Origin of the sequence: Actinacidiphila rubida, assembly GCF_900110255.1 — a bacterium.
GTDB classification, from domain to species: domain Bacteria; phylum Actinomycetota; class Actinomycetes; order Streptomycetales; family Streptomycetaceae; genus Actinacidiphila; species Actinacidiphila rubida.
This window is the reverse complement of the sequence record NZ_FODD01000034.1, coordinates 41,601-64,543: the sequence shown is the minus strand read 5'-3', so window position 1 is coordinate 64,543 and position 22,943 is coordinate 41,601. Positions and strand designations below refer to the sequence as shown.

Sequence of the window (22,943 nt, the reverse complement as noted above, 5' to 3'; positions counted from 1 at the left end):
CCTGGGGGTGTGACCGGCCCGGCTACCGCGCGGACTCGAAGGCGCGGCCGGCCTCCGTCGGCACGGCGCCGCTGTGGAACAGACCGCTGCTCGCGGCCCCGTCCTTCGCGGGCAGTCCGAACCAGGCGTAACGCTGCACCCAGGGAAGCGAGTCGAGCATCGCCGTGGCCGCGGTCACGAACGCGGCCTGCTGCCGGTCGGTGGGGAACCGGGTGCCGTGCGAGAAGTCGATCAGGGCGAACTCCGTGAGCCACACCGGCTTGTGGTACCGGTCGTGGACCCTCTCCAGGTACGACCTGAGCTGCGCGACCGCGTCCGGAGTGGTGAAGTCCCCGCCGTACCAGTGGAGTGCGACGAAGTCGACGCGGTAGCCCTTGGCCGCGGCGCCGCTCATGAAGCGGTCCAGCCAGCCGCCCGGGGTGTCGCCGCCGTAGGCGACGGCGGGGCTGCCGAGGACGCGGCCGTTCGCCATCAGCGCGGGCCACAGCGCGAGGGCCTGGTCGACGGTCATGTTCGCCTGGCCCGCCATGTCGGGCTCGTTGAAGCCGAGGAGGTAGGGGCCGGCCTGCCGGGCGCGGGCGAGCGAGGCCGCGTCGGCGCTCGCGCTGCCCCAGATCATCGGCACGAACCCCGGTCCGCTGATGCCGTCGTGGGCCGTGGACCACGTGTAGTACCAGCCCGCGCCGGAGCGGGCCAGCGCGGTGTCGACCCCGTCGAACCCCCAGACGCCCACGCCCTTGCGGGCCGAGGAGGCGGGCGCCGCGGGGGTCTTGGGCGGGACGGCGGGTTTGGCGGTGGGGGGTGTCGTCGCCGGGCGGTGCGTCGGTGCGGAGGGCGGCGACGCGGCGCCGGGAGAGGTTGACGGCGATGACGGCGACGGCGGCGAGGCCGGCGGCGCGGTGACCGCGGCCGTCGTCGTGGGCCGGGGGGACGCGTCGGCCGCGGGGGAGGAGGAGCCGGCCGTCAGGTGGACGGCCAGCAGGGCACCGGCGGTGACGGCGCCGACCGCCGCCACCGCGGTGGCGGGTGCGCCGAGCGGCGTGCGCGGCACCCGGAAGCGTGGCCCGCCGTGTGCTCCCCCGCGCGCACCGCTCCGCCGTGGGGGGCGGGTCCGCGGAGCGGTGCGCTGGGCCGCGGAAGGGACCGCGGCCTGGGTGGGGGGTATCCGGGCGGGCGGCAGCGGGTGTCCGCCGCCCACGTGCGGGGCCGATGCGTGCGGGGGTGTGGTGGACGAGCCGGTGGTGTGCGAGGCGGTGGCGTGCGGGCCGGGCGCGGGGTGCGGTGGGGCGAGCCGGGCGGCGAGGTGGGAGGCCAGCGACGGCGGAACGGGCAGCAGGGGCAACCCGCTCAGCAGCCGGTCCATCGGCAGCAGCACGGAACCGTGCCGCCCGCAGGTCCCGCAGCCGCGCACATGGCGGGCGAACCGCTTGCGCCACAGCGGGCTCGGCACACCGTCCCAGCCCGCGGTCAGCTCCCGCAGTCCGGCGCACTCCTCGGCCGAGCCGTATGCGCCGAGCGCCCGCACCACCGTGCGGGAGGTCTCCAGTTGCTCCTTCATCCGCTGCACCCGCACCGCGGCGTGCTGCCGGGACAGGCCCAGCGCGGCCGCGAGTTCGGAGCGCCCGATGTCGCCGGTCTCCTCCAGCCACCACAGCGCCAGCAGGGTGCGGTCGTCGCCGTCCAGCCAGCGGGTCGCCTCGGCCATCTCCCGCCGCTGGTCGGTCAGTCCGAGCCGCAGGATGGTCAGCGCCGCGAAGTCGGACGCCGGGTCGGCGATCAACTCGGCCGCGTCCAGGGCCGTCTGCTGGTGCCAGGCCGCGGCCCGCGCCTGCTCGCGGTCGCGCACCTGCCGCACGGCGATCGCCACCAGCCACGAGCGGAACGCGGCCGGGTCGCGCAGGTCGCCGAGGCCGCGCACCACGCGCAGCAGAGTCTCCTGCACCACGTCGTCGACGTCGTCGTGGCCGTCCAGCGCCCGGCCGACGATGTTGTAGACCAGCGGCAGGCACTCGGCGACCAGCGCGTCCAGCGCCTCCGGGTCGCCGGCCCGCGCGGCCGTCACCAGCGCGGGGTCCGGCCCGGTCCGCTCGCCTGCACGCATCGTCCCGCCTCTCCTGTCCACCGCCCGGCGCACCGGCGCGGCCGGTCCCACCGGACCGTGTCCGCACGTACGAACCCTTCGCACAGGAGACGGTGCCACGCCGGGCGGATAACGGAAAAGCCCGGGAACGGACCGGCCGCCCGTCCCGCGGACGCGCGGGGCGGGCGGCCTCGGGACGGGCGGACCCGTCAGCTCGCCGGGACGGTGTCCTCGAACGCGGTGCCGGCGCCGCGCAGTCCGGCCACCGTCGACTGCACCTGTGCCGGGGTGAGCACCTGGTCCTTGACGAAGTACACGTAGTCCACCTGCTCGTTGTACGAGCGCGGGGTCGAACTCGTCTGGCCCGCAAGGTCGATCAGCCAGTGGTTGAAGTCGATCCACTGCGGCGTCTCGGGCAGGTACGGCTCACCGTGCTGGGCGACCTGCACGCCGTCGATGTAGTACGTGATGAAGGTGTTGTCGATGGTGATCTGCAGGTTGTGCCAGCCGTCGAGGCTGCCGTACTGCTGCCCGTGCGTGTTGACCGCGTTCCACGGGTCCGGGTTGTAGGTCTCCCAGGACGTCTCGTACATGATGTTCTGGGTCTCGCCCCAGCCGCCGTTGGGCAGGTACTCGAAGTCCTGCTCGCTGTAGTCGGGGTCCATCGGCGCGTTGAGCGGCGTGAACGTGAAGAAGGTCTGGTTGACGTGGTCGCCGTCCGGGCCGCCGGTCGGGGTGTCGTTGAACTTCACGCGGGCCGCGTAGGTGCCGTTCCTGAACTTCCGCGCGGTGGTCTGGATCTCGGTCTCACGGGTGCCCGACGCGGTGCCGTCGGTGGTGAGCTTGAGGTTCATCACCTTGCCCGTGCCGTCCGCGACGAAGGTGACGTCCCCGGGCGACCATGTCGCACCCGAGACGCCCGGGCCGCCCTGCCCCGACTTCACCGTCCAGCCGTGCTGCTGGACCGCCGGATCGCTGCTGCTGGTGTAGCTGAAGTCGTCGAACAGCGTGGGCCCGTCGGGGTTGCCGCCGCCCGTCGGGGGAGTGGTCGGGGGCGTGGTGGGCGGCTGCGTCGGGTCGTTGCCGGCCGGCGCGGTGCCCCACACCAGGTTGCCGCCGTCCTGCACGGTCACCTTCGACCAGTCGGCGTACGAGGTCTGGGCGCCGTTGAACGAGTAGTCGTCGGACTGGGTGAGCGTCTGCCAGTCCGCGCGGTAGAAGCGCAGTTGCAGGTCGCCGGTGTTCTGGCCCGGGGCGAGCGAGCCGGCACCGGAGGTGAAGCCGATCTCCAGGTAGCGGTCGGCGGTCGCCGTCGGGTTGGCCAGGGTGCCGAACGTGCCGGTGACGTTGGCGCAGCCCTTCACCGCCCACGAGCAGGCGAACCGGTAACTGATGCTCGGCCCATCGGACTTGAAGTAGTAGCGCAGCGTCACGTTGCTCAACGGCACCGTGGTGGAGCCGGTGTTGGTGACCTCCAGCCACGGCTCGACCTGGTCGGCCGTCGCGCCGGACGCGCTGGTGCGGTACTGCGCGCTCAGCGAGTCCTGGGCCGCGGCCGCGGGCAGCGCGGTGAGCGCGGCGCAGGCGAGGCCGGCGGCGGTGCACACCGCCATCGCGGTGCGGACTCTGGCGGGTACGCGGAACTTTCCTGACACGGTCATCCCTTTCGGAGGTGGGGGGCGTGCGGCGGGCCCGCGTGACGCGGGCCCAGGTCTTCCGGTGCGGGGTGGAGCCGGTGGTGCCGGTGCGGGGTGGAGCCGGTGGTGCGGGTGCGGCGCCGTGTCCGGCTCCGTCCCCGGAGGGCGGAGGAGGGTCGGACGCGGAGCCGTTCGCGGGCCGTGGGACCCGGCTAGCGCCGGGACCCGGCAACGGGCCCGGGTTCAGGTGCGGATCCGGACGCGGGTCCGGTGTCCGCCGGGGACGCGGGCGGGCGGACGGGCGTGGGCGCGTCGCCCGGGAGCGGCGGCAGGTGCCCGGTGCGGACGCCCAGGGCGGCCAGCCGGGCGGCGTGCGCGTGCAGGGCGGGCAGGACGTCCGCGGTCCAGTCACCGGCCGGGTTCCAGGCCCGGTCGGCGAGCGCCGCCAGGCGCGGGAACAGCAGGTACTCGGCGTGTTCGGCGGTCGGCACGAACTCGGTCCACAGTGCGGCCTGCGTGCCCAGCACCCGGGCGGCAGCCTCGGGCTCCCACGGCGGGGGGCCGCTGCCGCGGTGCACGGCCGCGACGTCGACCACCTCGCCCGCCTGGCCGAGCGGTTCGGCCGGGTGGGCGGTCTGCGGGTAGTCCAGATACGTGGCGCGATGCGGGGCCATCACCACGTCGTGGCCACGGCGGGCCGCCGCCAGGCCGTGCGCGGCGTCGCGCCACGGCATCACGGTGAACTCCCGGGGCAGCGTGCCCGAGTCCTCCGCCCAGCACGTGGGCGTGCGCCCCGACGCCAGCAGGAACGCGCCGATCCGGCCCATGAACCAGCCCTGCAGGGCCTTCGGCGCCGCCAGGCCCAGCTCGGCGGCGCGCGCCCGGGCGGCGGGGCTCTGCTCCCACTCGGTGACGGGGCACTCGTCGCCACCGACGTGCACGTACCGCGACGGGAAGACGTCCATCACCTCGCCGAGCACGGTGCGGCAGAACTCCAGCGCCCCGTCGTGCATGCCGAGCACCTGCTCGCACACGCCCCACTCGGTCCACACGTCCAGGCGGCGTCCCGGCACGTTGCCCAGCTCCGGGTACGCGGCCAGGGCCGCGCGTACGTGCCCGGGCATCTCGATCTCCGGCACCACGGTCACACCGCGCTCGGCCGCGTACGCGACCAGCTCCCGCAGCTCGGCCGTCGTGTACGCGCCGGCGTGCGGCACGTCGTCGAAGCGGCCGCTGCCGGCCCGGCCGAGCATCGACCGGGCCCGCACCCCGCCGACCTCGGTGAGGCGCGGCAACGCGGGGACCGGCATCCGCCAGCCCTGGTCGTCGGTCAGGTGCAGATGCAGCACGTTCAGCTTGTGCAGCGCCAGCAGATCGGTGAACCGCCGCAGGAACGACAGGGGTTGGAAGCGCCTGGCCACGTCGATCAGCGCGCCCCGCCACGCCGAGTGCGGCACGTCCGTGATCCGCACGCACGGCACCTCCCACGCCACTCCGGCCACCGGGCGGTCCGACAGGGCCTGTGCGGGCAGGAGCTGGCGCAGTGTCTGGACACCGCGCAGCAGTCCCTCGGGCCGCCCGGCGCGCAGACGCACCGTGTCGGGACCGACGGTCAGCTCGTATCCCTCGGCGCCCAGGGCGCCGAGGCCCGGGTCGACGGCGAGGACCACCGCGCCGTCCGCGGCCGCCGCCAGAGGCAGTCCGGTGGCCGGCGCGAGCAGGGTGCGCAGCAGCCGGGCGGCCCCGACCGCGTCACCGGACGCGTGCACGGCGGTGGCCGCGTCGAAGGTGAAACGGCCCGGCAGACGGGTCAGCAGGGTGGGGCGTGGAACGATCACGGAGCGCTCTCCTCGAGGCGGGCGGACCTTACCACTTGCCAACTGGTATGCAGCTGGTAAGTGAAGGTGGCAGAAGCCGGTCGGGCCGTCAAGAGGCCGGGCGTGAAACGGTGTTCGGCGTGAGCGTCGGCCAACTGGTCCGGTGCGCCTGCCGGATGTCTCACCAGTCCTGGTCAACTGGTCAGTATCTGGCTAACCTCGGGGCGACAGCAGCCGGGGCAGCCCGGGAGGCCCGCGGAAGGGGCACCACGTCATGGTCAGCGAGCCGGGGCGCTCTCCGCTGAAACGCGAACGGGTCCGCGAGCACCTGATGGAACTCGTCGAGGCGCGCGCCCCCGGCGACCCCATTCCCTCCGAACGCGTCCTGTGCGAGCAACTCGGCGTGTCCCGGCCGACGTTGCGCTCGGCGGTGGACGAACTGGTCGCCACCGGGCTGCTGGTCCGCGAGCACGGACGCGGCATGTTCGTGGCTCGCGCGAAGATCACCCAGGAGCTGGCGCCGGACCGCGACGGCCACCGCCTGCCGCAGGCGTCCGGCACCTGGGCCAGCCGGGTCCTGGAGTTCACGACGGTGCGGGCCGGGGCGCGGGTCGGTCGCCGGCTGCGGATCTCGCCGGCCGCGGAGATCGCGTACATCGCACGGCTCCGGCTCGTCGACGGCGAGCCGATGGCCATCGAGTACCTGCACGTCCCGGCCGTCCTCGTGCCCGGTCTGCGCCCCGCCGACATGGAGGCCGGCGACTTCTACGAGCTGCTGCGGGACCGGCACGGGCTGCGCGTCCGCGAGGCCGTGCAGTCGATCGAGCCGACGGTCACCAACGAGGAGGAGGCCCGTCTCATCGGCGTCCCCGTCCTCTCGCCCGCGCTCCTCTTCGAGCGCCTCACCTGCGACGACACGGGCCGGCCCGTGGAGTACGTGCACTCCGTCTACCGCGGTGACCGCTACCGCATCGTCTCCCGCCTCACCCTCGACGTCGCCCCCGACCCCGCGGGCCGCCCCGCCCGCGGCCACCACCCGGGCATCCCCCCGGGCGACCTCGCCGGCCGCGGCGAGGTGCCGGCGCAGATGCTCGGTGACGTGCAGCCGGCGCCGTGAGCGGCGCCGGCCGCTCTGGTAGAGCGCTCGCGGGCGCGTCATGGCGGCGGGGTCGTCCCCGAGTGCGTGCGGGGCGCCGGGGGTTCGGTGTCGGCCGCAGGCCTCTTCCGCCTGGTCCCGGCCGGCCTCACGAGGTCGCCATGGGCGAGGGAGGACAAAGGGGCGCACTATGGAGGGGAACGACAGGCCAGAGAGCGGAGGAGTGAGACGCCATGGCCATGTTCATGGATGTCCACCACGGGATGAAGGGCATCACCGCCGAGCAGCTCCAGGAAGCGCACGCCGCGGACCTCGCGGTGCAGGGGTCGGAAGGCGTGGACTTCCAGCGCGCCTGGGCGGACCCCGCGTCCGGCGACGTCTTCTGTCTCTCGGAGGCGCCGTCCGCCGACGCGGTGCAGCGCGTCCACGAACGCGCGGGTCACGCGCCGAACGAGATTCACGCGGTGCCGCACAGCGTGTAGCGCCCGCAAGATCCGGCCCCGTCGGGCCGAACCGTTCCGCTCGCCCGGGGCGCGTGGCCACCAGGTCCCCCCCGGGGGGGCGCGCCGGGGAGGAAGAACGCTCAGCGATGCGGCGTGAAGGGTCCGCCCCCGCAGGCTCGCTCGCCCGAGGGTCTAGTCCGGCACGCGGACGAAGCCCTCGGTCCAGTGGTCCTCGTCGACGTCGTACTCTCCGATCTGGAAACAGTCCGGCTCATCGACGAAGCCCTGTAGATGGCGCGCGCGGCGCATCCGCTTTTCCGCCGCGGCCTCGGAGGAGTAGATGCCGAGCAGCTTGACGTCGTCACCGTCCTGCTCGTCGATGAACACGCCCCCGTCGTCCAGGTGAATCGTCTCGCCGTTGGGGCCGGCTTCGTTCTGATGGCCGATGTGCCAGAGGGGGTAGACCTTCACGGGCCGATGCGCTTTCGCTGGGCCAGGCGGCTACGGAGTCGCCGCCTCGGGTTCGGTGGGGTCGGCGGCGCCGGAGGCGGAGGCCGAGGCAGGGGCGTCGGCGGGGGTGGACCAGGACGCCGGGGGGCGGGCGGTGAGGAGGGGGTCGATCGTCAGGAGGATCGCGCCGAGGGGCTCCACCATGCGGCGGAGTGCCGCCTCGGAGAGGCGGATCCACGGCTGGGTGGGTCCGAGAACGGACCGCAGCCGCCGGTCGGAGGTGAAGGCCACGGCCGTGCGCGTGCCGAACGGCGTGCGCCACAGCCGGACCACGGAACCCGCCGGCCCCCGCCTGACCGGCACGTACAGCGAGCGCTTCCCGTCGGTACCCGGCTTCGGCTCGGGCCCGCTCGACGGCTGGTGCTGGCTCACGTGCATGCGGCAACGGTAACCCGGCGCCGGGGGTCCGCATCCGACCTGTCCACCTTGTGGGCCGCGCGACCCCCGGCTCGCGAGCCCTTCTCGAGCACGGCCCCGGCGGGCCCGGCCAGGGCCGTCCCGGGCTCACCCGATCGGGTGAAGGTCGGCTTCCTCACCGGTAGTTGAGCTCGGCCAGCTCCGTGGTCAGGCGACGGCGGAACGCCGGCACCCGGCTGACCACGGGAAGCACCACGTTCCGCACGCCCCGCGCCGCGGGCCGCCGCACCGTCGCCAGCCGCGTCATGCGGTCGGTGAAGGCCACCACCCGCTGGGCGACCGGCCGCCGCAGCGCTTCGTACCCGTCGAGCCGGTCCTCCGCGAGCGCGCGCCCGAGGGCGTAGGCGTCCTGGATGCCGGTGTTCATGCCCTGGCCGCCCGCCGGGCTGTGCACGTGCGCCGCGTCCCCGGCCAGCAGCAGGCGCCCGGCGCGGTAGGCGTCGGCCACACGGTGGTGGACGCGGAACCGCGAGCCCCACACCACCTCGGCGACCCGCGCCTGCCCCGGCGCCCGGGCGTCGAGCAGCGCCCGCACGTAGGCGCGGTCCGGCGCGGCCGGCGCCTCGTCGACGACCGCGACGATCCGGTAGTGGCCGTGCGGCAGCGGGGCGACGACGACCAGGCCGTCCGCGTGGAAGGTCAGCGACACCTCGTCCCGGCCGGGGGCCCAGTCCATGATGACGTCGGCGAGCACGAACGACTGCCCGTACGAGCCGCCGGTGAAGCCGATCCCGGCCGCCGCCCGGATCGCGCTGTGCATGCCGTCCGCGCCCACCGCGTACGCCGCCCGCAGCGTCTCGCCGGTCGCCATGGTCAGCGTGACGCCGTCCGCGTCCTGCTCGGCGGCCGCCACCTCGTACGGGCGCTGGACGTCCCCGCCCAGCTCGCGCAGGCGCCCCAGCAGCACGTCCTCGGTCTCGCTCTGCGGAACCATCAGCGTGTACGGGTGCGGGGTGGGCAGCTTCGCGAAGGAGAGCCGGGCCAGCGCCCGGCGCCCGTCGCGGACGGTGAAGCGGTCGACGACCAGGCCCCGCCGCATCAGCTCGGCCGACGCGCCGAGCGTGTCCAGCACCTCCAGGGTGCGGGCGTGGACGACGGCCGCGCGGGAGGTGTTGGCGCCCTCGGCCTGCTGGTCGAGCAGGACGAAGTCCACCCCCGCCCCGGCGAGGGTCACGGCGAGGGCCAGCCCGGTCGGGCCGGCGCCGACGATCGCGACGCGGGTGGTGGCGGGAAGCGTGCGGCTGGTCATGGGATGCCCCCTTCGCGGTGAGGCCAACGCTCGTTGGCCAACGTCTGTTGACAGAGTGGATCGGCCGGGTCTGGCGTGTCAACGGGTGTTGGCCTACAGTTGTTGACATGACGTCCGAACCCCTGGCGGAACCCCCGGCCGACCGGCCGCGCCGCACCTCGGAGGCGACCAAGGCCGCGATCCTGGCCGCCGCCCGGGCCCGCTTCGCGGAACACGGCTACGAGCGCACGACCATCCGGGGCGTGGCCGGCGACGCCGGCATCGACGCGTCGATGGTGATGCGCTACTTCGGCAGCAAGGAGCAGCTGTTCGAGGCCGCCCTGGCGATCGACCTCAAGCTGCCCGACGTCCGCGACGTGCCGCCGGACGACGTCCCGGCGCTCTTCGTCCGGCACTTCCTCGACCGCTGGGAGGGCGACCCGACCGACGACGCGCTGCTGGTGCTGCTGCGCTCGGCGGTCACCAACGACCAGGCGGCGGCGCGGATGCGGGACGTGTTCGCCCGCCAGGTCGCGCCCGCGGTGCTGGCCGCGCTGCCGCCCGGACCGGACGCTCCGGCCCGGGCGGCCCTGCTGTCGGCTCAGTTGCTGGGGCTCGCGCTGGCCCGCTACCTACTGCGCCTGCCGCCCGTGCTGGCGCTCGCTCCCGAGCAGGTCGAGGAGCTGTACGCGCCCGCACTGGCGGCAGTGCTCACTCCCGGACGCCCGCTCTGACCGTGCTCGCGGTGGTGCCCGCGCCGACGGTGCCTGCAGCGCTGCCCCCGCCGAACGCGTCCGCGGTGGTGCCCGCGCCTACGGCACCGGCAGCGTCGTCCGTTCCGAACCCGTTCGCGGTGGTGCTCGCGCTGGACCCGTCCGCGGTGGTGCCCGCGCCGATGGCGCGCGGAGCGCCGTCGGTCCCGATCGGGCCGGCAGTCCCGTCCTCCCCGACCGAGTCGACGGACCCGTCCGCCTGGCCGGGCGAGGCGCTCGCGCGCGCCTGACGCACCTCTGCGATCGGCGTCACGGGCGCCGCCGGGGCGCGCCTCCCGGACGCTCCCGCGGTCGCGCGCCGCGCCGCCGGCCGGCTGCGGGCGGCGACCGCCGCCAGCGCCGGGGCCGCGGCCGCGACCAGGAAGCAGAGCGGCAGCGTGGCCCGGTCGACCAGCAGCGCCGCGAGCGCGCCGCCTCCGGAAGAGCCCGCGTTGATCGCGGAGTTGGCCCAGGTGGTGGCCCGGGTCGCGGTGCCCGCCGGGGCCTGGCGGCTGGCCGCCAGGTAGGCGGTGGACAGGGCCGGCGCGGTCAGGCAGCCGGACGCGGCCACGCACAGCCCGAGGAGGAGCAGCGAGGGTGCCGCGGCCGTCGCGGCCACCAGCGCGGCCAGCACCAGCAGCAGGTACGGCAGCCGGGCTGCCGCGTCGCGCGTCCAGCGCACCCGCCCGTAGAGCAGGCCGCCGAGCGCGCTGCCCGCGGACTGCGCGGCCAGGATCCACCCGGTGGCCGCCGGTGTGTGGGCGCGGCCGGCCGCCGCGATCACGAAGAGCTCGACGGCGGCCAGGCAGACGCCCACGCCGAACGCGGCGACGGCGGCCCGGCGCACTCCCGCTCCCTGGGGCGACAACAGCCGCAGCGGTGGCGCCGGTTCGGCCTTGGCCGCCGGTGCGATCAGCCTGGTGGCCGGCGAACTCACCATCACCAGTGTGCCGACGGCGATCACCGTGCCGGAGAGCACCAGGCCCGGCACCGGGTGGACGGCCACGACCACCAGCGGGCCGGCCAGGAAGATCAGTTCCTCGGCGACCGTGTCCAGGCTGAACGCCCGCTGCAGCGTGGCCTCGTCGGGCGCAAGCGCCGACCACAGTGTGCGCATCGTCGGGCCGAGCGGCGGGCACGACGAGCCGACGGCCGCCACGAGCACGGCGAGCAGCCAGCGCGGGGCGCCCGCCGTGTGGACGCAGGCGGCCAGGGTGAACAGCGCGGCCGCGAACGGCAGCGCGAGTGAGGGCAGCGCGCGGCGCGCGCCCCAGCGGTCGATGAGCCCGGCCCTGGCCGGGGCGAGCACGACGGAGACGGCGGCGAACTCGGTGCCGAACAGCCCGGCGGCCGCCAGCGAACCGGTCGCCGAGGACAGGGCCAGGACGAGGGAAAGGGAGACCACCCCGTACCCGGAACGCCCGAACAGGGCTGCGGCGAAGGTGCGTCGGGCGTGGGGCAGGCGGAGGACGGCGGCATACGAAGGTGCCGCCGGGTACGGCGAGGACATGGGAGTGCTCTCTCTGCGAAAGGCCGGATCGGGACGGACCGATGCGCACACCCACCCACCGGTACCGCCCACTGGGGGCGCCCGTCGGCGGGGTCGAGGCGGCGCGAGTCCGGCCTACGCACAGAGAAGAGGCATGGACGCAAGGTAGCAGAGCGGTAAGACCCCCGCCAGGGGTGCGCCCAGGACCGCGGGCGGGCGGAACCCGCTGACGGCCGGGTCGACCGCCCGGGTCCCTGGCGGCGGCCGGCGACGGCTCGTCGGCTGCCTGACGACCACCGCCGCCCGGCCATCGGGTGCGGGGCCGATGGCGCACCAACGACCGCTGCCCCGGGCCCCGTTCGGGGCTCGCCGCGGCTTCAGGACGAGCGGGGTGCCACCGCCCGGACCTCGCCGGCCGCGTTCCCGCCCGCCGCGTCGCCGGCGCAACTCCAGCGCGCCACCGGGCCGTTCACCGTCCGCGGCTCGTCGACGTCGAGGTACGCGATCCGCCAGCGGAAGGCCGCGGCGGGCAACCGCGGTGCCATGGTGGCCGGATCGGACCACACGCAGGTGTTCATGAAGGTGTGGACGGTCACCGAGACGGTCTGCCCCGGTGCCACGTCACCGAGTTCGCACCACAGGTCCGCGGGCGAGGAGGCGTCGAGGCGGCTCAGGCAGCGGCCGTCGGCCGACCCGACGGCGTTGCCCGGCTGCGCGTCGTCCAGCAGCACCCGGACGTTGTACGCCGTCGCGTCGCCGACGTCGGTCAGGGTGAGCGTGAACTCGCCGTTCTCGTCCTGCCCCACCACGGCGGCCGCCGGGTCCACCCGGGCGGTCACCACGGCGCCGGGGGAGCGGACGCCGCTCGGCGGCAGCGGCAGCACACGCGGCGCCATGGGGTCGGCCCAGGCGGGCGCGGCGGAGGACGGGCCGGTGCCGCACAGCAGCAGGCCGCAGACGAGGGCCAGGCAGCCGGGAACGCGGACCAGGACGCGCGGCAGGGCGCGTCGGCGGGGGCGGCGACGGGGTGTCATCAGGGCCTTCCTGGGGTGGCGGTGATCGATCCCAGCAGCCTGCCGCGCGGGTACCGCGGCCGGGCGCGACGTGGCTGCGGTACGCCGGTAAATGCACCCGCTTGACCGGGGCTCGCGTGCAGGCGGCCGCACGCCCCCCAAGTCGCGCCCGCGGCCGCGCGCTTCCATCACCGCGCCCGCGGCCGGGGCGCCGCCGTATCCGTCTCCCGGACCGCGCCGCCCGCGGCCGTGGCGCGTCCGTACGATCTGCGGATGGAACTGCGCCAGCTCAGGTATGTCGTGGCCGTCGCCGAGGAGCTGCACTTCGGGCGGGCCGCGGAGCGGCTGCACATCGTCCAGTCCGCCGTCAGCCAGCAGGTGCGGCGGCTGGAACGGGAGCTGGGCACCGACCTGTTCGACCGCTCCCCGCGGCACGTCCGGCTCACCGGGGCGGGCGCCCGCTTCCTGCCCGAGGCGCGCGCGGTGCTGGCCGCGGCGGACCGGGCGCGGGCCGCGGTCGCCGCGTTCGCCCACGCGGACGCCGCCGTACTGCGGCTCGGCACCAGCACGGGCCTGGGCGTGCACCTGGACCGCGTGCTGGACGCGTTCGCCGCCCTCGCCCCCGATGTCGCCGTCGACCTGGTGTCCGCACCGGCCAGGGACCGGCTCGCCATGGTCGCGGCCGGCGACCTGGACGCGGCGTTCCTGCGCGGCAACTGGACGCGGGCGCCGGGCACCGGCCCGAGCACGGGGGAGGAGGCCGACGGCGTGGAGGTCCTGCCGCTGTGGCCCGATCCGCTGCTGGCCGTGCTGCCCGCCCGCCATCCGCTCGCCGCCGCTCCCGACGTCGCGCTGCGCGACCTCGCGGCCCTTCCGCTGCGGCTGGTCGCCCGCCGTGCCAATCCGCCCCTCGTCGACCTGGTGGTGACCGCCTGCCACGACGCGGGGTTCGAGCCGGTGCCGGGGCCGCCGGGCGGGTCGCTGCAGGACAGTCTCGCGGCGATCGGGACGGGGTCGGCGATGTGGACGGTCGTCTACGCCTCGCAGGCGGCGCTGCTCAACGCGCCGCGGGTGGCGTTCCTGCCGTTCCGGGGCGACGGGCTGGCGCTCACCACCGGGCTCGCGGTCCGCGGCGACCGCCGCTCACGGCACCTGCGGCTGCTGCTGCGGGCCGCCGCGCCGGAGAGCGATCGCGATTCCTGATCGCTGCGCTCGCGGAGTGCTCCTTGGTGCGGGCGGCCGGGCGCGATGGACTGAGGGCACACCGAAGGGCGGCCGGGAAGGTCCCGAACCACCGCCCCCGAGCTGGGAGTTCCGTCATGCCGATCGTCACCGTGCAGCAGGGCCCGCGCACCGTCGAGCTCAAGCGGGACCTGGTGCGGAAGATCACCGACGCGTTCGTGGACGCCTACCAGATCCCCGCGGAGACCGTTCAGGTCTGGATCCACGAAGTACCCGCCGACAGCTGGGCCGCGGCGGGCACGCTCGTCGCCGACAAGTGAGGGCCGTCCCGGCGGTGCGTACGGGGGTGACGCACCGCCGGAACGGCCCTGGCGCCCCACCCGGAGGGGAGGGCGCCGCAGAGAAAGGGGGGCCGGCGTTCCCGGGTGTCCCGTCCCCACGATGACCCGGGTTGCCGGCCCCCGCCCCGGCCGCTCTCCGCTCAGGACCGGCCGGGGGGTTCGGTGGGACCGTCACATGTGGACGGCCTGCGTCTCGCCGGTCTGCACCCGGCCCTTGCGGTACATCAGCAGCGCCAGCACCGCGCCGACCGCGAAGAGGCCGGCCGACCACCAGTAGGCCGTGGAGTAGCTGTGCAGCTGGGCCTGGGCCAGCACGTCGGGCGTGGGCTTCTTGCCGGACAGGTAGTGCGTCGCGGCGCTCGCGGCCAGGGTGTTCAGCAGGGCGGTGCCGATCGAACCGCCCACCTGCTGCATGGTGTTGACCGCGGCCGAGGCCACGCCCGCGTCCTGCTCGCCGATGCCCTCGGTGGCCACGGACATCGCCGCGGGCATCACCAGACCGAGGCCGAAGCCCATCACGAGCAGCGGCGGCAGCACGTCCGTGGCGTAGCTGCTGTGCAGGTCGAGCGCGGTCAGCCAGACCATGCTGCCGACCGCCATCGCCATGCCGAGCGGCACGATCGGACGGGGGCCGAGCCGCGGCAGCAGCGTGTTGGTGACGAGCTGGGCGGCGACCATCAGCGCGCCGATCATCGGCAGGAAGCCCAGGCCGGTCTTGACCGGCGAGTAGTGCAGCGATGCCTGCAGGTAGTAGGTCAGGAAGAGGAACACGCCGAACATGCCGGCGCCGGAGATGGCCAGCACCGTGAAGGACGCGCCGCGGTTCCGGTCGAGCAGCACGCGCAGCGGCAGCAGCGGGTGCTCCGCCCTCGTCTGCCACCAGCTGAACGCCGCCAGCAGCACGCCGCCGAGGACCAGGAAGCCCCAGGTCATCGCGGAGCCCCAGCCGTGGCTGTCGGCGTTGGAGAAGCCGTAGACCAGGCCGAACAGTCCGGCGGTGACCAGGACGGTGCCGGGCAGGTCGAGCCTCGGCCGGTCGGCGGGGGCGCCCTTGCGCAGGAAGACCAGGCCGCCGGCGAAGGCGATGACCGCGAAGATCAGGTTGACGTACAGGGTCCAGCGCCAGCTCAGGTGCTCGGTGAGCACGCCGCCGAGCAGCAGGCCGACGCCGCCGCCCGCGCCGGCGATCGCGCCGTAGATGCCGAACGCCTTGGCGCGTTCCTTGGCGTCGGTGAACGTCGTGTTGAGCAGCGACAGGGCGGCGGGCGCGAGCAGCGCGCCGAACAGGCCCTGCAGGGCGCGGCCGCTGACCAGCACCTCGAAGTTCTGGGCGGCGCCGGCCAGCGCGGAGGCGCCGGCGAAGCCGATCACGCCGGTCAGGAAGACGATCTTGCGGCCGATGAGGTCGGCGAGCCGTCCGCCGAGGAGCAGCAGGGAGCCGAAGGCCAGGGAGTACGCCGTGACGATCCACTGGCGGTTGCCGTCGGAGAAGCCGAGGGCCTGCTGTGCGGACGGCAGGGCGATGTTCACCACGGTGGCGTCGAGGACCACCATCAGCTGGGCGATGGCGATGACGCCGAGCACCCACCACCGGTGGCTGGGCTTCTCGCCTTCAGGGGCGCCGCTCTGCGTCGGGACAGCCGGCGCCTTCCGGAGCGCGTCGGCTCCGGAGGGGGCGTCGGTGGAGCTCTGTGACATGGGAGGACTCCTGAGGTGGGACGGTTGCGGCTGACCGCAGGAAGAACGAAACGGTTTCGTACTCCAAAAACGGTACGGCCGCCCCTATCGAAACGCAAACGTTTCGCTCAGGCTCGCGGTGTGCCCCTGCTCACACGGACCGCCGGCGCGTCGCCGCGCGCCGCCGGCGGTCCCTGAGGCCGCCCGCCGTCCCCGGAATCCCGCCCGCCGTCCCGCGGGTCGCCCGCCGGAGACAGCGACGGACCCTAGTTGTCGGCGCGCCCGGTGACCGCCACCACGACGCCCAGGCCGATCATGGCGAGACCGCCGGTGCCGCCGATCGCGGCGAGCCGGCGCGGGGAACTGGCGAACCAGGCGCGCGCGGCCGACGCGCCCACCGCCCACATGCTGTCGAAGACCAGCGCGATCACCGTGAACACCAGCGCCAGCAGCAGCATCTGCTGGTGCACCCGGCCCGCGCCGCGATCGACGAACTGCGGCAGCACGGCCGCGAAGAACACCATCGTCTTGGGGTTCGTCACGCCCACCACGAAGCCCTCCCAGAGGGTGCGCAGGTCGCCGTGCGGCGCCGGCGGCTGCGGGCCGGTACCGACCCCGCTCATCGACAGCGCCCGCCGGTTCCGCCACGCCTTCGTCCCGAGGAACACCAGGTAGGCGGCGCCCGCCAGCTTCAGCACCACGAACACCGCGACCGAGCGGGCCACCACCTCGCCGAGCCCGACGGACACCAGCGTGGCCAGGGCGCAGGCACCCGTGGCGTTGCCCAGCACGCTGCCCAGAGCGGTCCGCCGCCCGTGCGCCAGCGCGCGGCCGAGCACGAACAGCACGCTGGGCCCCGGAATCAGCACCAGCACCACCGACATCGCCGCGAACCCCAGCAGCCGGTCGACCGACATCCCGTCCTCCTCCGCCCCGCTCCCACACCGATGTGCCCGGAGCGTACGACCGCCGGGCCGCGCCGCGCCGCCGGTTTTCCGGGCACACACCGGGCCACGGGGGCCCGGCGCCACGCGCCGCCGGGCTCAGGGCAGCAGACCGGCCCTGCGGGCGGCGACGACCGCCTCCAGGCGGGTGTGCGCCCCCAGCTTCCGCATGGCCGAACGCAGATAGCTCTTCACCGTCTCCGGCCGCAGCCGCAGCCGCGACGCCGCCATCGCGTTGGTCGCGCCCGACGCGACCGAGGCGAGCACGTCCAGCTCCCGCGGGGTCAGGTGCGCGGCCGGCACCGCGGGGGCGGCGGTGGGCTGCGGCGCGGCCTCGGGACCCGAGGCCGCGGCCAGCCGCGCGCACGCGGTCAGCAGCTCCTGCCTCAGATGCACGTCGGCGATCCGCCCGGCCAGCGCGCGCAGCTCCGCGTGCGCCTCGCGGACCTGCTCCCAGGCCCGCCGGTCGCCGCCCAGCGGCTGGTGGGCGTAGGACAGCAGCCGGTGCGCCTCGTCCCGGACGGCCAGCGCCTGCTCCAGCTCCCGGACCGCGTCCTGCGCGACGGACAGCGGGCGGTCGCCCAGCACGTACGGCTGGCGCAGCGCGCCGTAGAGCACCCCGCGCACCCTGCGGTGCACCACGATCGGCACCGCCAGCACCGACCGCAGGCCCTCGGCGGCCACCGCGGCGTCGTACTCGTGGCTGATCACGCGCGAGCTGCGGTAGTCCGTCACGGCGTAGGGGCGGGCCATGGCCAGCGCCTTGCCGCCCAGGCCGTTGCCGGTGGTGATGGCGAGGCCCCGAAGGGAGTCGGTGCCGGTGCCGGACAGCTCGGTGATGCGGAACACCCGCCCGGGTGCCTGCTGCTGCCCCTGCGCCGCGGTCACCGGCACCAGCCCGCCGAAGGCCACCGGCAGCAGCCCTGACCTGCGCATCCGCAGCAGCGCCGCCCGGACCACGACCGATTCACCACGAACTGCGTCCACGCTCCACCCCCCTCACCCCCGTCCGGGGGTAGTGAGACCCACGTCACTCACGCACGATGCTACTCAGGGGCAGTACACGAGGAGGGCACATGCCGGCATCGGAGGCGACCGCGGAGTTCCGCGCCGCCCGGGACTTCCTGCTGCGGCACCGCGAGGACTACACCGCCGCCCGCGACGGATTCCGCTGGCCCCGGCCGGAGTCGTTCAACTGGGCGCTGGAGTGGTTCGACGCCGTCGCGGCCGAGCCGGAGACCGGCGCCAGGACCGCGCTGTGGATCGTCGAGGAGGACGGCCGGGAGACCCGGATCAGCTTCCGGGAGATGGCCGAACGCTCCTCCCGCGTCGCGAACTGGCTGCGGGCAGCCGGCGTGCGGGCCGGCGACCGGGTGCTGGTGATGCTCGGCAACCAGGCCGAACAGTGGGAGACGGCGCTGGCCGCCATGAAGCTGCGGGCCGTGATCATCCCCGCGACGCCGCTGCTGGGCCCGGCGGACCTGCGCGACCGCGTCGAGCGCGGCGAGGTCCGGCACACCGTCGCGCGGTCCGCGGACACCGCGAAGTTCGACGAGGTGCCCGGCGACTACACCCGCATCGCGGTCGGCGGCGCCCCCGAGGGCTGGCTGGCCTACGAGGACGCGCACGCGGCGGACCTCGGCTTCACCCCCGACGGCCCCACCCGGTCGGCGGATCCGCTGATGCTGTACTTCACCTCCGGCACCACCGCCAAGCCCAAACTCGTCGAGCACACCCACCTGTCGTACCCGGCCGGCCACCTCGCGACCATGTACTGGATCGGGCTGCGCCCCGGCGACGTGCACCTGAACATCTCCTCGCCCGGCTGGGCCAAGCACGCCTGGTCCAGCCTCTTCGCGCCGTGGAACGCCGAGGCGACGGTGTTCGTGTACAACTACACCCGGTTCGACGCGGGCGCCCTGATGGCGGCGATGGAACGGGCCGGCGTGACCAGCTTCTGCGCGCCCCCGACGGTGTGGCGGATGCTCATCCAGGCCGACCTCGGCGCGCTGGCCACGCCGCCGCGTGCCGTGGTGGCCGCCGGCGAGCCGCTCAACCCCGAGGTCATCGAGCACGTCAAACGGGCCTGGAACGTCGTCATCCGGGACGGCTTCGGGCAGACCGAGACCGCCGTCCAGGTCGCCAACACCCCCGGCCAGCCGGTGAAGCCCGGGTCGATGGGCCGGCCGACGCCCGGTTACACCGTCACCCTCATCGACCCGGTCAGCGGCGTGCCGGGCAGCGAGGGGGAGATCTGCCTCGACCTCAGCGAGCGGCCGGTCGGCCTGATGACCGGGTACGCCGGGGCGCCCGACCTCACCGAGGAGGCGATGGGCGGCGGTTACTACCGCACCGGCGACATCGGCCGCCGCGACGCCGACGGCTACATCACGTACATCGGCCGCGCCGACGACGTGTTCAAGTCCTCCGACTACAAGATCTCCCCGTTCGAGCTGGAGAGCGCGCTGCTGGAGCACGAGGCCGTCGCCGAGGCGGCCGTGGTGCCGGCTCCGGACGAGCTGCGGCTGTCCGTGCCCAAGGCGTACGTGGTGCTCGCCGAGGGCTGGACGCCGGACGGCGAGACCGCCAAGGCGCTCTTCGCCCACTCCCGGGCGGTGCTCGCGCCCTACAAGCGCATCCGGCGGCTGGAGTTCGCCGAACTGCCCAAGACCGTGTCGGGCAAGATCCGCCGGGTCCAGCTCCGCGAGGCGACCATGCACGACGGCAGCCGTGAGTTCCACGAGGAGGACTACCGGTGAACGACGCGGGAGACATAGCGGCCGGCGTGCCGGCTCCGGCGGAGCCGTCGTACGCGCACGGCACGGGCAGCACGCCGCTGCTCGGCGAGACCGTGGGGCGCAACCTGGACCGGTCCATCGCCGCCCACCCCGACCGTGACGCGCTGGTCGACGTGTCCAGCGGCCGTCGCTGGACGTACGCCGGGTTCGGCGCCGCCGTCGGCGAACTGGCCCGCGGACTGGCCGCGTCCGGGGTGTGCAAGGGCGACCGGGTCGGCATCTGGGCGCTCAACTGCCCCGAGTGGGTCATGGTCCAGTACGCCACCGCCCGGCTCGGCGCGATCATGGTGAACATCAACCCGGCGTACCGGCTGCACGAGTTGGAGTTCGTGCTCAACCAGGCCGGGGTGCGGTTGCTGATCGCCTCCACCGAGCACCGCGGCAGCGACTACCGGGCGATGGCCGCCGAAGTGCGCGGCGCCTGCCCGGGGCTGCGCCAGGTCGTGCACATCGGCGACCCGTCCTGGGACGCCCTCGTGGCCGCCGGCGCGGACCTGGACGACGGGTTCCTGGCCCGCGCGGAAGCCGGTCTGAGCTGTGACGAGCCGGTCAACATCCAGTACACGTCGGGCACCACCGGCTTCCCCAAGGGCGCCACGCTCTCGCACCACAACATCCTCAACAACGGCTACTTCGTGGGCGACACCGTCGGCTACACCGAGCAGGACCGGGTCTGCCTGCCCGTGCCCTTCTACCACTGCTTCGGCATGGTGATGGGCAACCTCGGGGCCACCTCGCACGGTTCGTGCATCGTCATCCCCGCACCGTCCTTCGACCCGGCGGCGACGCTGCGCGCCGTCCAGCAGGAGCGCTGCACCTCGCTGTACGGCGTCCCCACCATGTTCATCGCCGAACTCGGCCTGCCCGACTTCGCGTCGTACGACCTGACGTCGCTGCGCACCGGGATCATGGCGGGCTCGCCGTGCCCGGTGGAGGTGATGAAGCGGGTCATGTCCGAGATGCACATGGCCGAGGTGTCCATCTGCTACGGGATGACGGAGACCTCGCCGGTGTCCACCCAGACCCGCCGGGACGACGACCTGGAGCACCGCACCGAGACCGTCGGCCGGGTGCTGCCGCACATCGAGGTGAAGGTGGTCGACCCGGTCGAGGGGATCACCGTGCCGCGCGGTACCGCCGGTGAACTGTGCACCCGCGGCTACTCGGTGATGCTCGGCTACTGGGACGAACCGGAGCGTACCGCGGAGGCCGTCGACGCCGGGCGGTGGATGCACACCGGCGACCTGGCGGTGATGCGCGACGACGGCTACCTCGCCGTCGTCGGCCGGATCAAGGACATGATCATCCGCGGTGGCGAGAACGTCTACCCGCGGGAGATCGAGGAGTTCCTCTACACCCACCCGAAGGTCTCCGACGTCCAGGTCGTGGGCGTGCCCGACGAGCGGTACGGCGAGGAGATCCTGGCCTGCGTGATCCCGCGCGACCCGGCCGACCCGCCCACCCTGGAGGAGATCGCGGCGTTCTGCGCCGGCCGGCTCGCGCACTTCAAGGTGCCGCGCCACCTGCGGATCCTGGACGCCTTCCCGATGACGGTCAGCGGCAAGGTCCGCAAGGTGGAACTGCGGGACGGCTTCAGCCCCGCGGGATGACCGCGGTCGGCGCGTGCCAGGGCTCGGTGGCCAACTCGCCGAACTCCCGGACGTCGGAGATGTCCGCGGTGGTCGACATCGCGATGTCGGTGATCCGCTCCAGGATCGCCTCCACCACGACCGGCACCCGGTGTTCGGCGGCGAGCTTCTTCGCCCGCTCGAACGCGCTCCCGAGCTCCGCCGGGTCGGTGACCCGGATCGCCTTGCAGCCCAGTCCCTCGGCGACCTTGACGTGGTCGACGCCGTAGACGCCGATCTCCGGGGAGTTGGCGTTCTCGAACTCCAGGTTGACCTGGAAGTCGATGCCCAGGCCGAGCTGGGCCTGCCGGATCAGCCCCAGATAGGAGTTGTTGACGAGCACGTGCACGTAGGGGATGCGGTGCTGCGCGCCGACGGCCAGTTCCTCGATCATGAACTGGAAGTCGTAGTCCCCTGACAGCGCCACCACTTGGGCGTCCGGGTCGGCCACGGCCACGCCGAGCGCGGCGGGAACCGTCCAGCCGAGCGGGCCGGCCTGGCCGCAGTTGATCCAGTGCCGCGGCTTGTAGACGTGCAGCAGCTGGGCGCCGGCGATCTGCGACAGCCCGATCGTCGTGACGTAGCGGGTCTCGGGCCCGAACGCGCGGTTCATCTCCTCGTAGACGCGCTGCGGCTTCATCGGGACGTCGTCGAAGTGGGTGCGGCGGTGCAGCGTGGCCTTGCGCTCCAGGTGGGCGGCGATCCACCCCGAGCGGTCGGGCAGCCGCCCGGCCGCCTTCAACTCCCGCGCCACCTCGACGAAGAGCTCCAGGGCGGCCTTGGCGTCGGAGGCGATGCCGTAGTCCGGCGGGAAGATCCTGCCGATCTGCGTGGGCTCGATGTCGACGTGCACGAAGGTGCGGCCCGCGCGGTAGACGTCGAGCTGGTAACCGGTGTGGCGGTTCGCCCAGCGGTTGCCGATGCCGAGGACGAAGTCCGACTCCAGGAACGTGGCGTTGCCGTAGCGGTGCGAGGTCTGCAGCCCGACCATGCCGGCGTTGAGCCGGTGGTCGTCGGGGATGGCGCCCCAGCCCATCAGCGTCGGCACCACGGGCGTGCCGGTGATCTCCGCGAACTCCACCAGCAGGTCCGCCGCGTCGGCGTTGATCACCCCGCCCCCGGCCACGATGAGCGGACGTTCGGAGGCCAGCAGGTACGACAGCGCCTTCTCGATCTGGGCGCGGGAGGCGGCCGGCTTGTAGACCGGCAGCGGCGTGTACGTCTCGGGGTCGAACTCGATCTCCGTCTGCTGCACGTCGATCGGCAGGTCGATCAGCACCGGGCCGGGCCGTCCCGACCGCATCAGGTGGAACGCCTGCTGGAAGACGCCCGGCACCTGCGCGGCCTCCAGCACGGTGGTGGCCTTCTTGGTGACCGGGCCCGCGACGGCCGCGATGTCGACGGCCTGGAAGTCCTCCTTGTGGATGACCGCGGTCGGCGCCTGGCCGGTGATGCACAGGATCGGGACGGAGTCGCCGGTCGCCGAGTACAGGCCGGTGACCATGTCGGTGCCGGCCGGTCCCGACGTGCCGACGCACACGCCGATGTTGCCCGGGCGGGTCCTGGCGTAGCCCTCGGCCATGTGCGAGGCGCCCTCGACGTGGCGGGCCAGCGTGTGGCGGATCCCGCCGTGCTCCTTCAGGGCCGCGTAGAACGGGTTGATCGCGGCGCCGGGCACGCCGAACGCGACGTCCACGCCCTCCCGTTCGAGGATCTCCACGGCGGCTCGGGCGGCGGTCATACGGGGCATCGGAACACTCCCTCTCGCAAGCTGCCTTCCGCCTAGCTTCCACTATGCGGAAAGTAAATTCTGCTATATGAAAGGAACATAGGTCGGGGCGGCGCCGGGCGTCAAGGGACCCCGGCCGCACGGCCGCACGGCCCCCGGGGC

General features: G+C 74.1%; 19 protein-coding genes. 7 read left to right on the top strand and 12 right to left on the bottom strand.

Annotated elements, in window-relative coordinates:
- Positions 1–22 precede the first annotated feature (22 nt).
- From BMW99_RS28995 to BMW99_RS28985, 3 genes are all read right to left on the bottom strand, one after another.
- Positions 23–2,101 (bottom strand): sigma-70 family RNA polymerase sigma factor, encoded by a 2,079-nt coding sequence (locus BMW99_RS28995; RefSeq protein ID WP_075017851.1) that lies wholly within the window; start codon positions 2,099–2,101, stop codon positions 23–25.
- Positions 2,102–2,289: 188 nt separating this feature from the next.
- Positions 2,290–3,741, bottom strand: coding sequence for a cellulose binding domain-containing protein (locus BMW99_RS28990; protein WP_079176219.1), 1,452 nt, complete (start codon positions 3,739–3,741; stop codon positions 2,290–2,292).
- A gap of 188 nt (positions 3,742–3,929) precedes the next feature.
- Complete coding sequence (locus BMW99_RS28985) at positions 3,930–5,555, bottom strand: beta-N-acetylhexosaminidase (protein WP_075017849.1); 1,626 nt, start codon at positions 5,553–5,555, stop codon at positions 3,930–3,932.
- Positions 5,556–5,808: 253 nt separating this feature from the next.
- Here BMW99_RS28985 and BMW99_RS28980 point away from each other — a divergent pair, with 253 nt between their 5' ends.
- Together BMW99_RS28980 and BMW99_RS28975 are read left to right on the top strand one after the other, a co-directional pair.
- The gene (locus tag BMW99_RS28980; RefSeq protein ID WP_075017848.1) at positions 5,809–6,651 is read left to right on the top strand and encodes a GntR family transcriptional regulator; all 843 of its coding nucleotides are present in this window, start codon (positions 5,809–5,811) and stop codon (positions 6,649–6,651) included.
- Between the two features lie 212 nt (positions 6,652–6,863).
- Positions 6,864–7,112 carry an SCO4226 family nickel-binding protein gene (locus tag BMW99_RS28975; protein ID WP_069467740.1) on the top strand — a complete coding sequence of 83 codons (249 nt, stop codon included), beginning with the start codon at positions 6,864–6,866 and terminating at the stop codon, positions 7,110–7,112.
- 153 nt (positions 7,113–7,265) lie between these two features.
- On the opposite strand, the gene BMW99_RS28970 is transcribed toward BMW99_RS28975, so the two are convergent.
- The 3 genes from BMW99_RS28970 to BMW99_RS28960 form a co-directional block, all read right to left on the bottom strand.
- Positions 7,266–7,544: a DUF7336 domain-containing protein gene (locus BMW99_RS28970; RefSeq protein ID WP_075017847.1), complete on the bottom strand. Its 279-nt coding sequence runs from the start codon at positions 7,542–7,544 to the stop codon at positions 7,266–7,268.
- Positions 7,545–7,574: 30 nt separating this feature from the next.
- Positions 7,575–7,961 (bottom strand): SAV_915 family protein, encoded by a 387-nt coding sequence (locus BMW99_RS28965; protein WP_245791670.1) that lies wholly within the window; start codon positions 7,959–7,961, stop codon positions 7,575–7,577.
- A 154-nt stretch (positions 7,962–8,115) separates the two neighbouring features.
- Positions 8,116–9,249, bottom strand: coding sequence for an FAD-dependent monooxygenase (locus tag BMW99_RS28960; RefSeq protein ID WP_075017846.1), 1,134 nt, complete (start codon positions 9,247–9,249; stop codon positions 8,116–8,118).
- Between the two features lie 107 nt (positions 9,250–9,356).
- Between BMW99_RS28960 and BMW99_RS28955 the strand changes: the two genes are divergently transcribed.
- Positions 9,357–9,962, top strand: coding sequence for a TetR/AcrR family transcriptional regulator (locus tag BMW99_RS28955; protein ID WP_069467779.1), 606 nt, complete (start codon positions 9,357–9,359; stop codon positions 9,960–9,962).
- Here the strand turns inward: BMW99_RS28955 and BMW99_RS28950 are convergent.
- Together BMW99_RS28950 and BMW99_RS28945 are read right to left on the bottom strand one after the other, a co-directional pair.
- A complete protein-coding gene (locus BMW99_RS28950; RefSeq protein WP_075017845.1) occupies positions 9,940–11,490 on the bottom strand; it encodes an MFS transporter in 1,551 nt (516 codons plus the stop codon). The two genes, BMW99_RS28955 and BMW99_RS28950, sit on opposite strands and share 23 nt — an antisense overlap.
- A gap of 356 nt (positions 11,491–11,846) precedes the next feature.
- Positions 11,847–12,503, bottom strand: a complete 657-nt coding sequence (locus BMW99_RS28945) for a hypothetical protein (protein ID WP_069467559.1) — start codon at positions 12,501–12,503, stop codon at positions 11,847–11,849.
- A gap of 252 nt (positions 12,504–12,755) precedes the next feature.
- Between BMW99_RS28945 and BMW99_RS28940 the strand changes: the two genes are divergently transcribed.
- Positions 12,756–13,685, top strand: a complete 930-nt coding sequence (locus tag BMW99_RS28940; RefSeq protein WP_069463486.1) for a LysR family transcriptional regulator — start codon at positions 12,756–12,758, stop codon at positions 13,683–13,685.
- 116 nt (positions 13,686–13,801) lie between these two features.
- Entirely contained in the window at positions 13,802–13,984 is a 183-nt protein-coding gene (dmpI, locus tag BMW99_RS28935) for a 4-oxalocrotonate tautomerase DmpI (RefSeq protein ID WP_069463485.1), read from the top strand.
- A gap of 192 nt (positions 13,985–14,176) precedes the next feature.
- Here dmpI and BMW99_RS28930 read toward each other — a convergent pair whose 3' ends face one another.
- The 3 genes from BMW99_RS28930 to BMW99_RS28920 all read right to left on the bottom strand — a co-directional run bounded on the left by BMW99_RS28930 (position 14,177) and on the right by BMW99_RS28920 (position 17,562).
- Positions 14,177–15,703, bottom strand: a complete 1,527-nt coding sequence (locus BMW99_RS28930) for an MFS transporter (RefSeq protein WP_069462489.1) — start codon at positions 15,701–15,703, stop codon at positions 14,177–14,179.
- A 245-nt stretch (positions 15,704–15,948) separates the two neighbouring features.
- The gene (locus tag BMW99_RS28925; protein ID WP_069462488.1) at positions 15,949–16,599 is read right to left on the bottom strand and encodes a LysE family translocator; all 651 of its coding nucleotides are present in this window, start codon (positions 16,597–16,599) and stop codon (positions 15,949–15,951) included.
- 126 nt (positions 16,600–16,725) lie between these two features.
- Positions 16,726–17,562, bottom strand: a complete 837-nt coding sequence (locus BMW99_RS28920; RefSeq protein WP_069462492.1) for a helix-turn-helix transcriptional regulator — start codon at positions 17,560–17,562, stop codon at positions 16,726–16,728.
- A gap of 140 nt (positions 17,563–17,702) precedes the next feature.
- Here BMW99_RS28920 and BMW99_RS28915 point away from each other — a divergent pair, with 140 nt between their 5' ends.
- Complete coding sequence (locus BMW99_RS28915) at positions 17,703–19,385, top strand: AMP-binding protein (RefSeq protein ID WP_069462487.1); 1,683 nt, start codon at positions 17,703–17,705, stop codon at positions 19,383–19,385.
- Positions 19,382–21,034, top strand: coding sequence for an AMP-binding protein (locus BMW99_RS28910; RefSeq protein ID WP_322899543.1), 1,653 nt, complete (start codon positions 19,382–19,384; stop codon positions 21,032–21,034). The genes BMW99_RS28915 and BMW99_RS28910 overlap by 4 nt, the downstream gene beginning before the upstream one ends.
- Here BMW99_RS28910 and gcl read toward each other — a convergent pair.
- On the bottom strand, positions 21,018–22,802 hold the full coding sequence (gene gcl / locus BMW99_RS28905) for a glyoxylate carboligase (protein WP_107451479.1): 1,785 nt from the start codon (positions 22,800–22,802) through the stop codon (positions 21,018–21,020). The two genes, BMW99_RS28910 and gcl, sit on opposite strands and share 17 nt — an antisense overlap.
- Positions 22,803–22,943: the final 141 nt, after the last annotated feature.

Coding starts and splice junctions, on each gene's coding strand:
- BMW99_RS28995 (WP_075017851.1), bottom strand. CDS start 2,101: ATGCGTGCAGGCGAGCGGACCGGGCCGGACCCCGCGCTGGTGACGGCC.
- BMW99_RS28990 (WP_079176219.1), bottom strand. CDS start 3,741: ATGACCGTGTCAGGAAAGTTCCGCGTACCCGCCAGAGTCCGCACCGCG.
- BMW99_RS28980 (WP_075017848.1), top strand. CDS start 5,809: ATGGTCAGCGAGCCGGGGCGCTCTCCGCTGAAACGCGAACGGGTCCGC.
- BMW99_RS28975 (WP_069467740.1), top strand. CDS start 6,864: ATGGCCATGTTCATGGATGTCCACCACGGGATGAAGGGCATCACCGCC.
- BMW99_RS28965 (WP_245791670.1), bottom strand. CDS start 7,961: ATGCACGTGAGCCAGCACCAGCCGTCGAGCGGGCCCGAGCCGAAGCCG.
- BMW99_RS28960 (WP_075017846.1), bottom strand. CDS start 9,249: ATGACCAGCCGCACGCTTCCCGCCACCACCCGCGTCGCGATCGTCGGC.
- BMW99_RS28955 (WP_069467779.1), top strand. CDS start 9,357: ATGACGTCCGAACCCCTGGCGGAACCCCCGGCCGACCGGCCGCGCCGC.
- BMW99_RS28950 (WP_075017845.1), bottom strand. CDS start 11,490: ATGTCCTCGCCGTACCCGGCGGCACCTTCGTATGCCGCCGTCCTCCGC.
- BMW99_RS28945 (WP_069467559.1), bottom strand. CDS start 12,503: ATGACACCCCGTCGCCGCCCCCGCCGACGCGCCCTGCCGCGCGTCCTG.
- BMW99_RS28940 (WP_069463486.1), top strand. CDS start 12,756: ATGGAACTGCGCCAGCTCAGGTATGTCGTGGCCGTCGCCGAGGAGCTG.
- dmpI (WP_069463485.1), top strand. CDS start 13,802: ATGCCGATCGTCACCGTGCAGCAGGGCCCGCGCACCGTCGAGCTCAAG.
- BMW99_RS28930 (WP_069462489.1), bottom strand. CDS start 15,703: ATGTCACAGAGCTCCACCGACGCCCCCTCCGGAGCCGACGCGCTCCGG.
- BMW99_RS28925 (WP_069462488.1), bottom strand. CDS start 16,599: ATGTCGGTCGACCGGCTGCTGGGGTTCGCGGCGATGTCGGTGGTGCTG.
- BMW99_RS28920 (WP_069462492.1), bottom strand. CDS start 17,562: ATGCGCAGGTCAGGGCTGCTGCCGGTGGCCTTCGGCGGGCTGGTGCCG.
- BMW99_RS28915 (WP_069462487.1), top strand. CDS start 17,703: ATGCCGGCATCGGAGGCGACCGCGGAGTTCCGCGCCGCCCGGGACTTC.
- gcl (WP_107451479.1), bottom strand. CDS start 22,802: ATGCCCCGTATGACCGCCGCCCGAGCCGCCGTGGAGATCCTCGAACGG.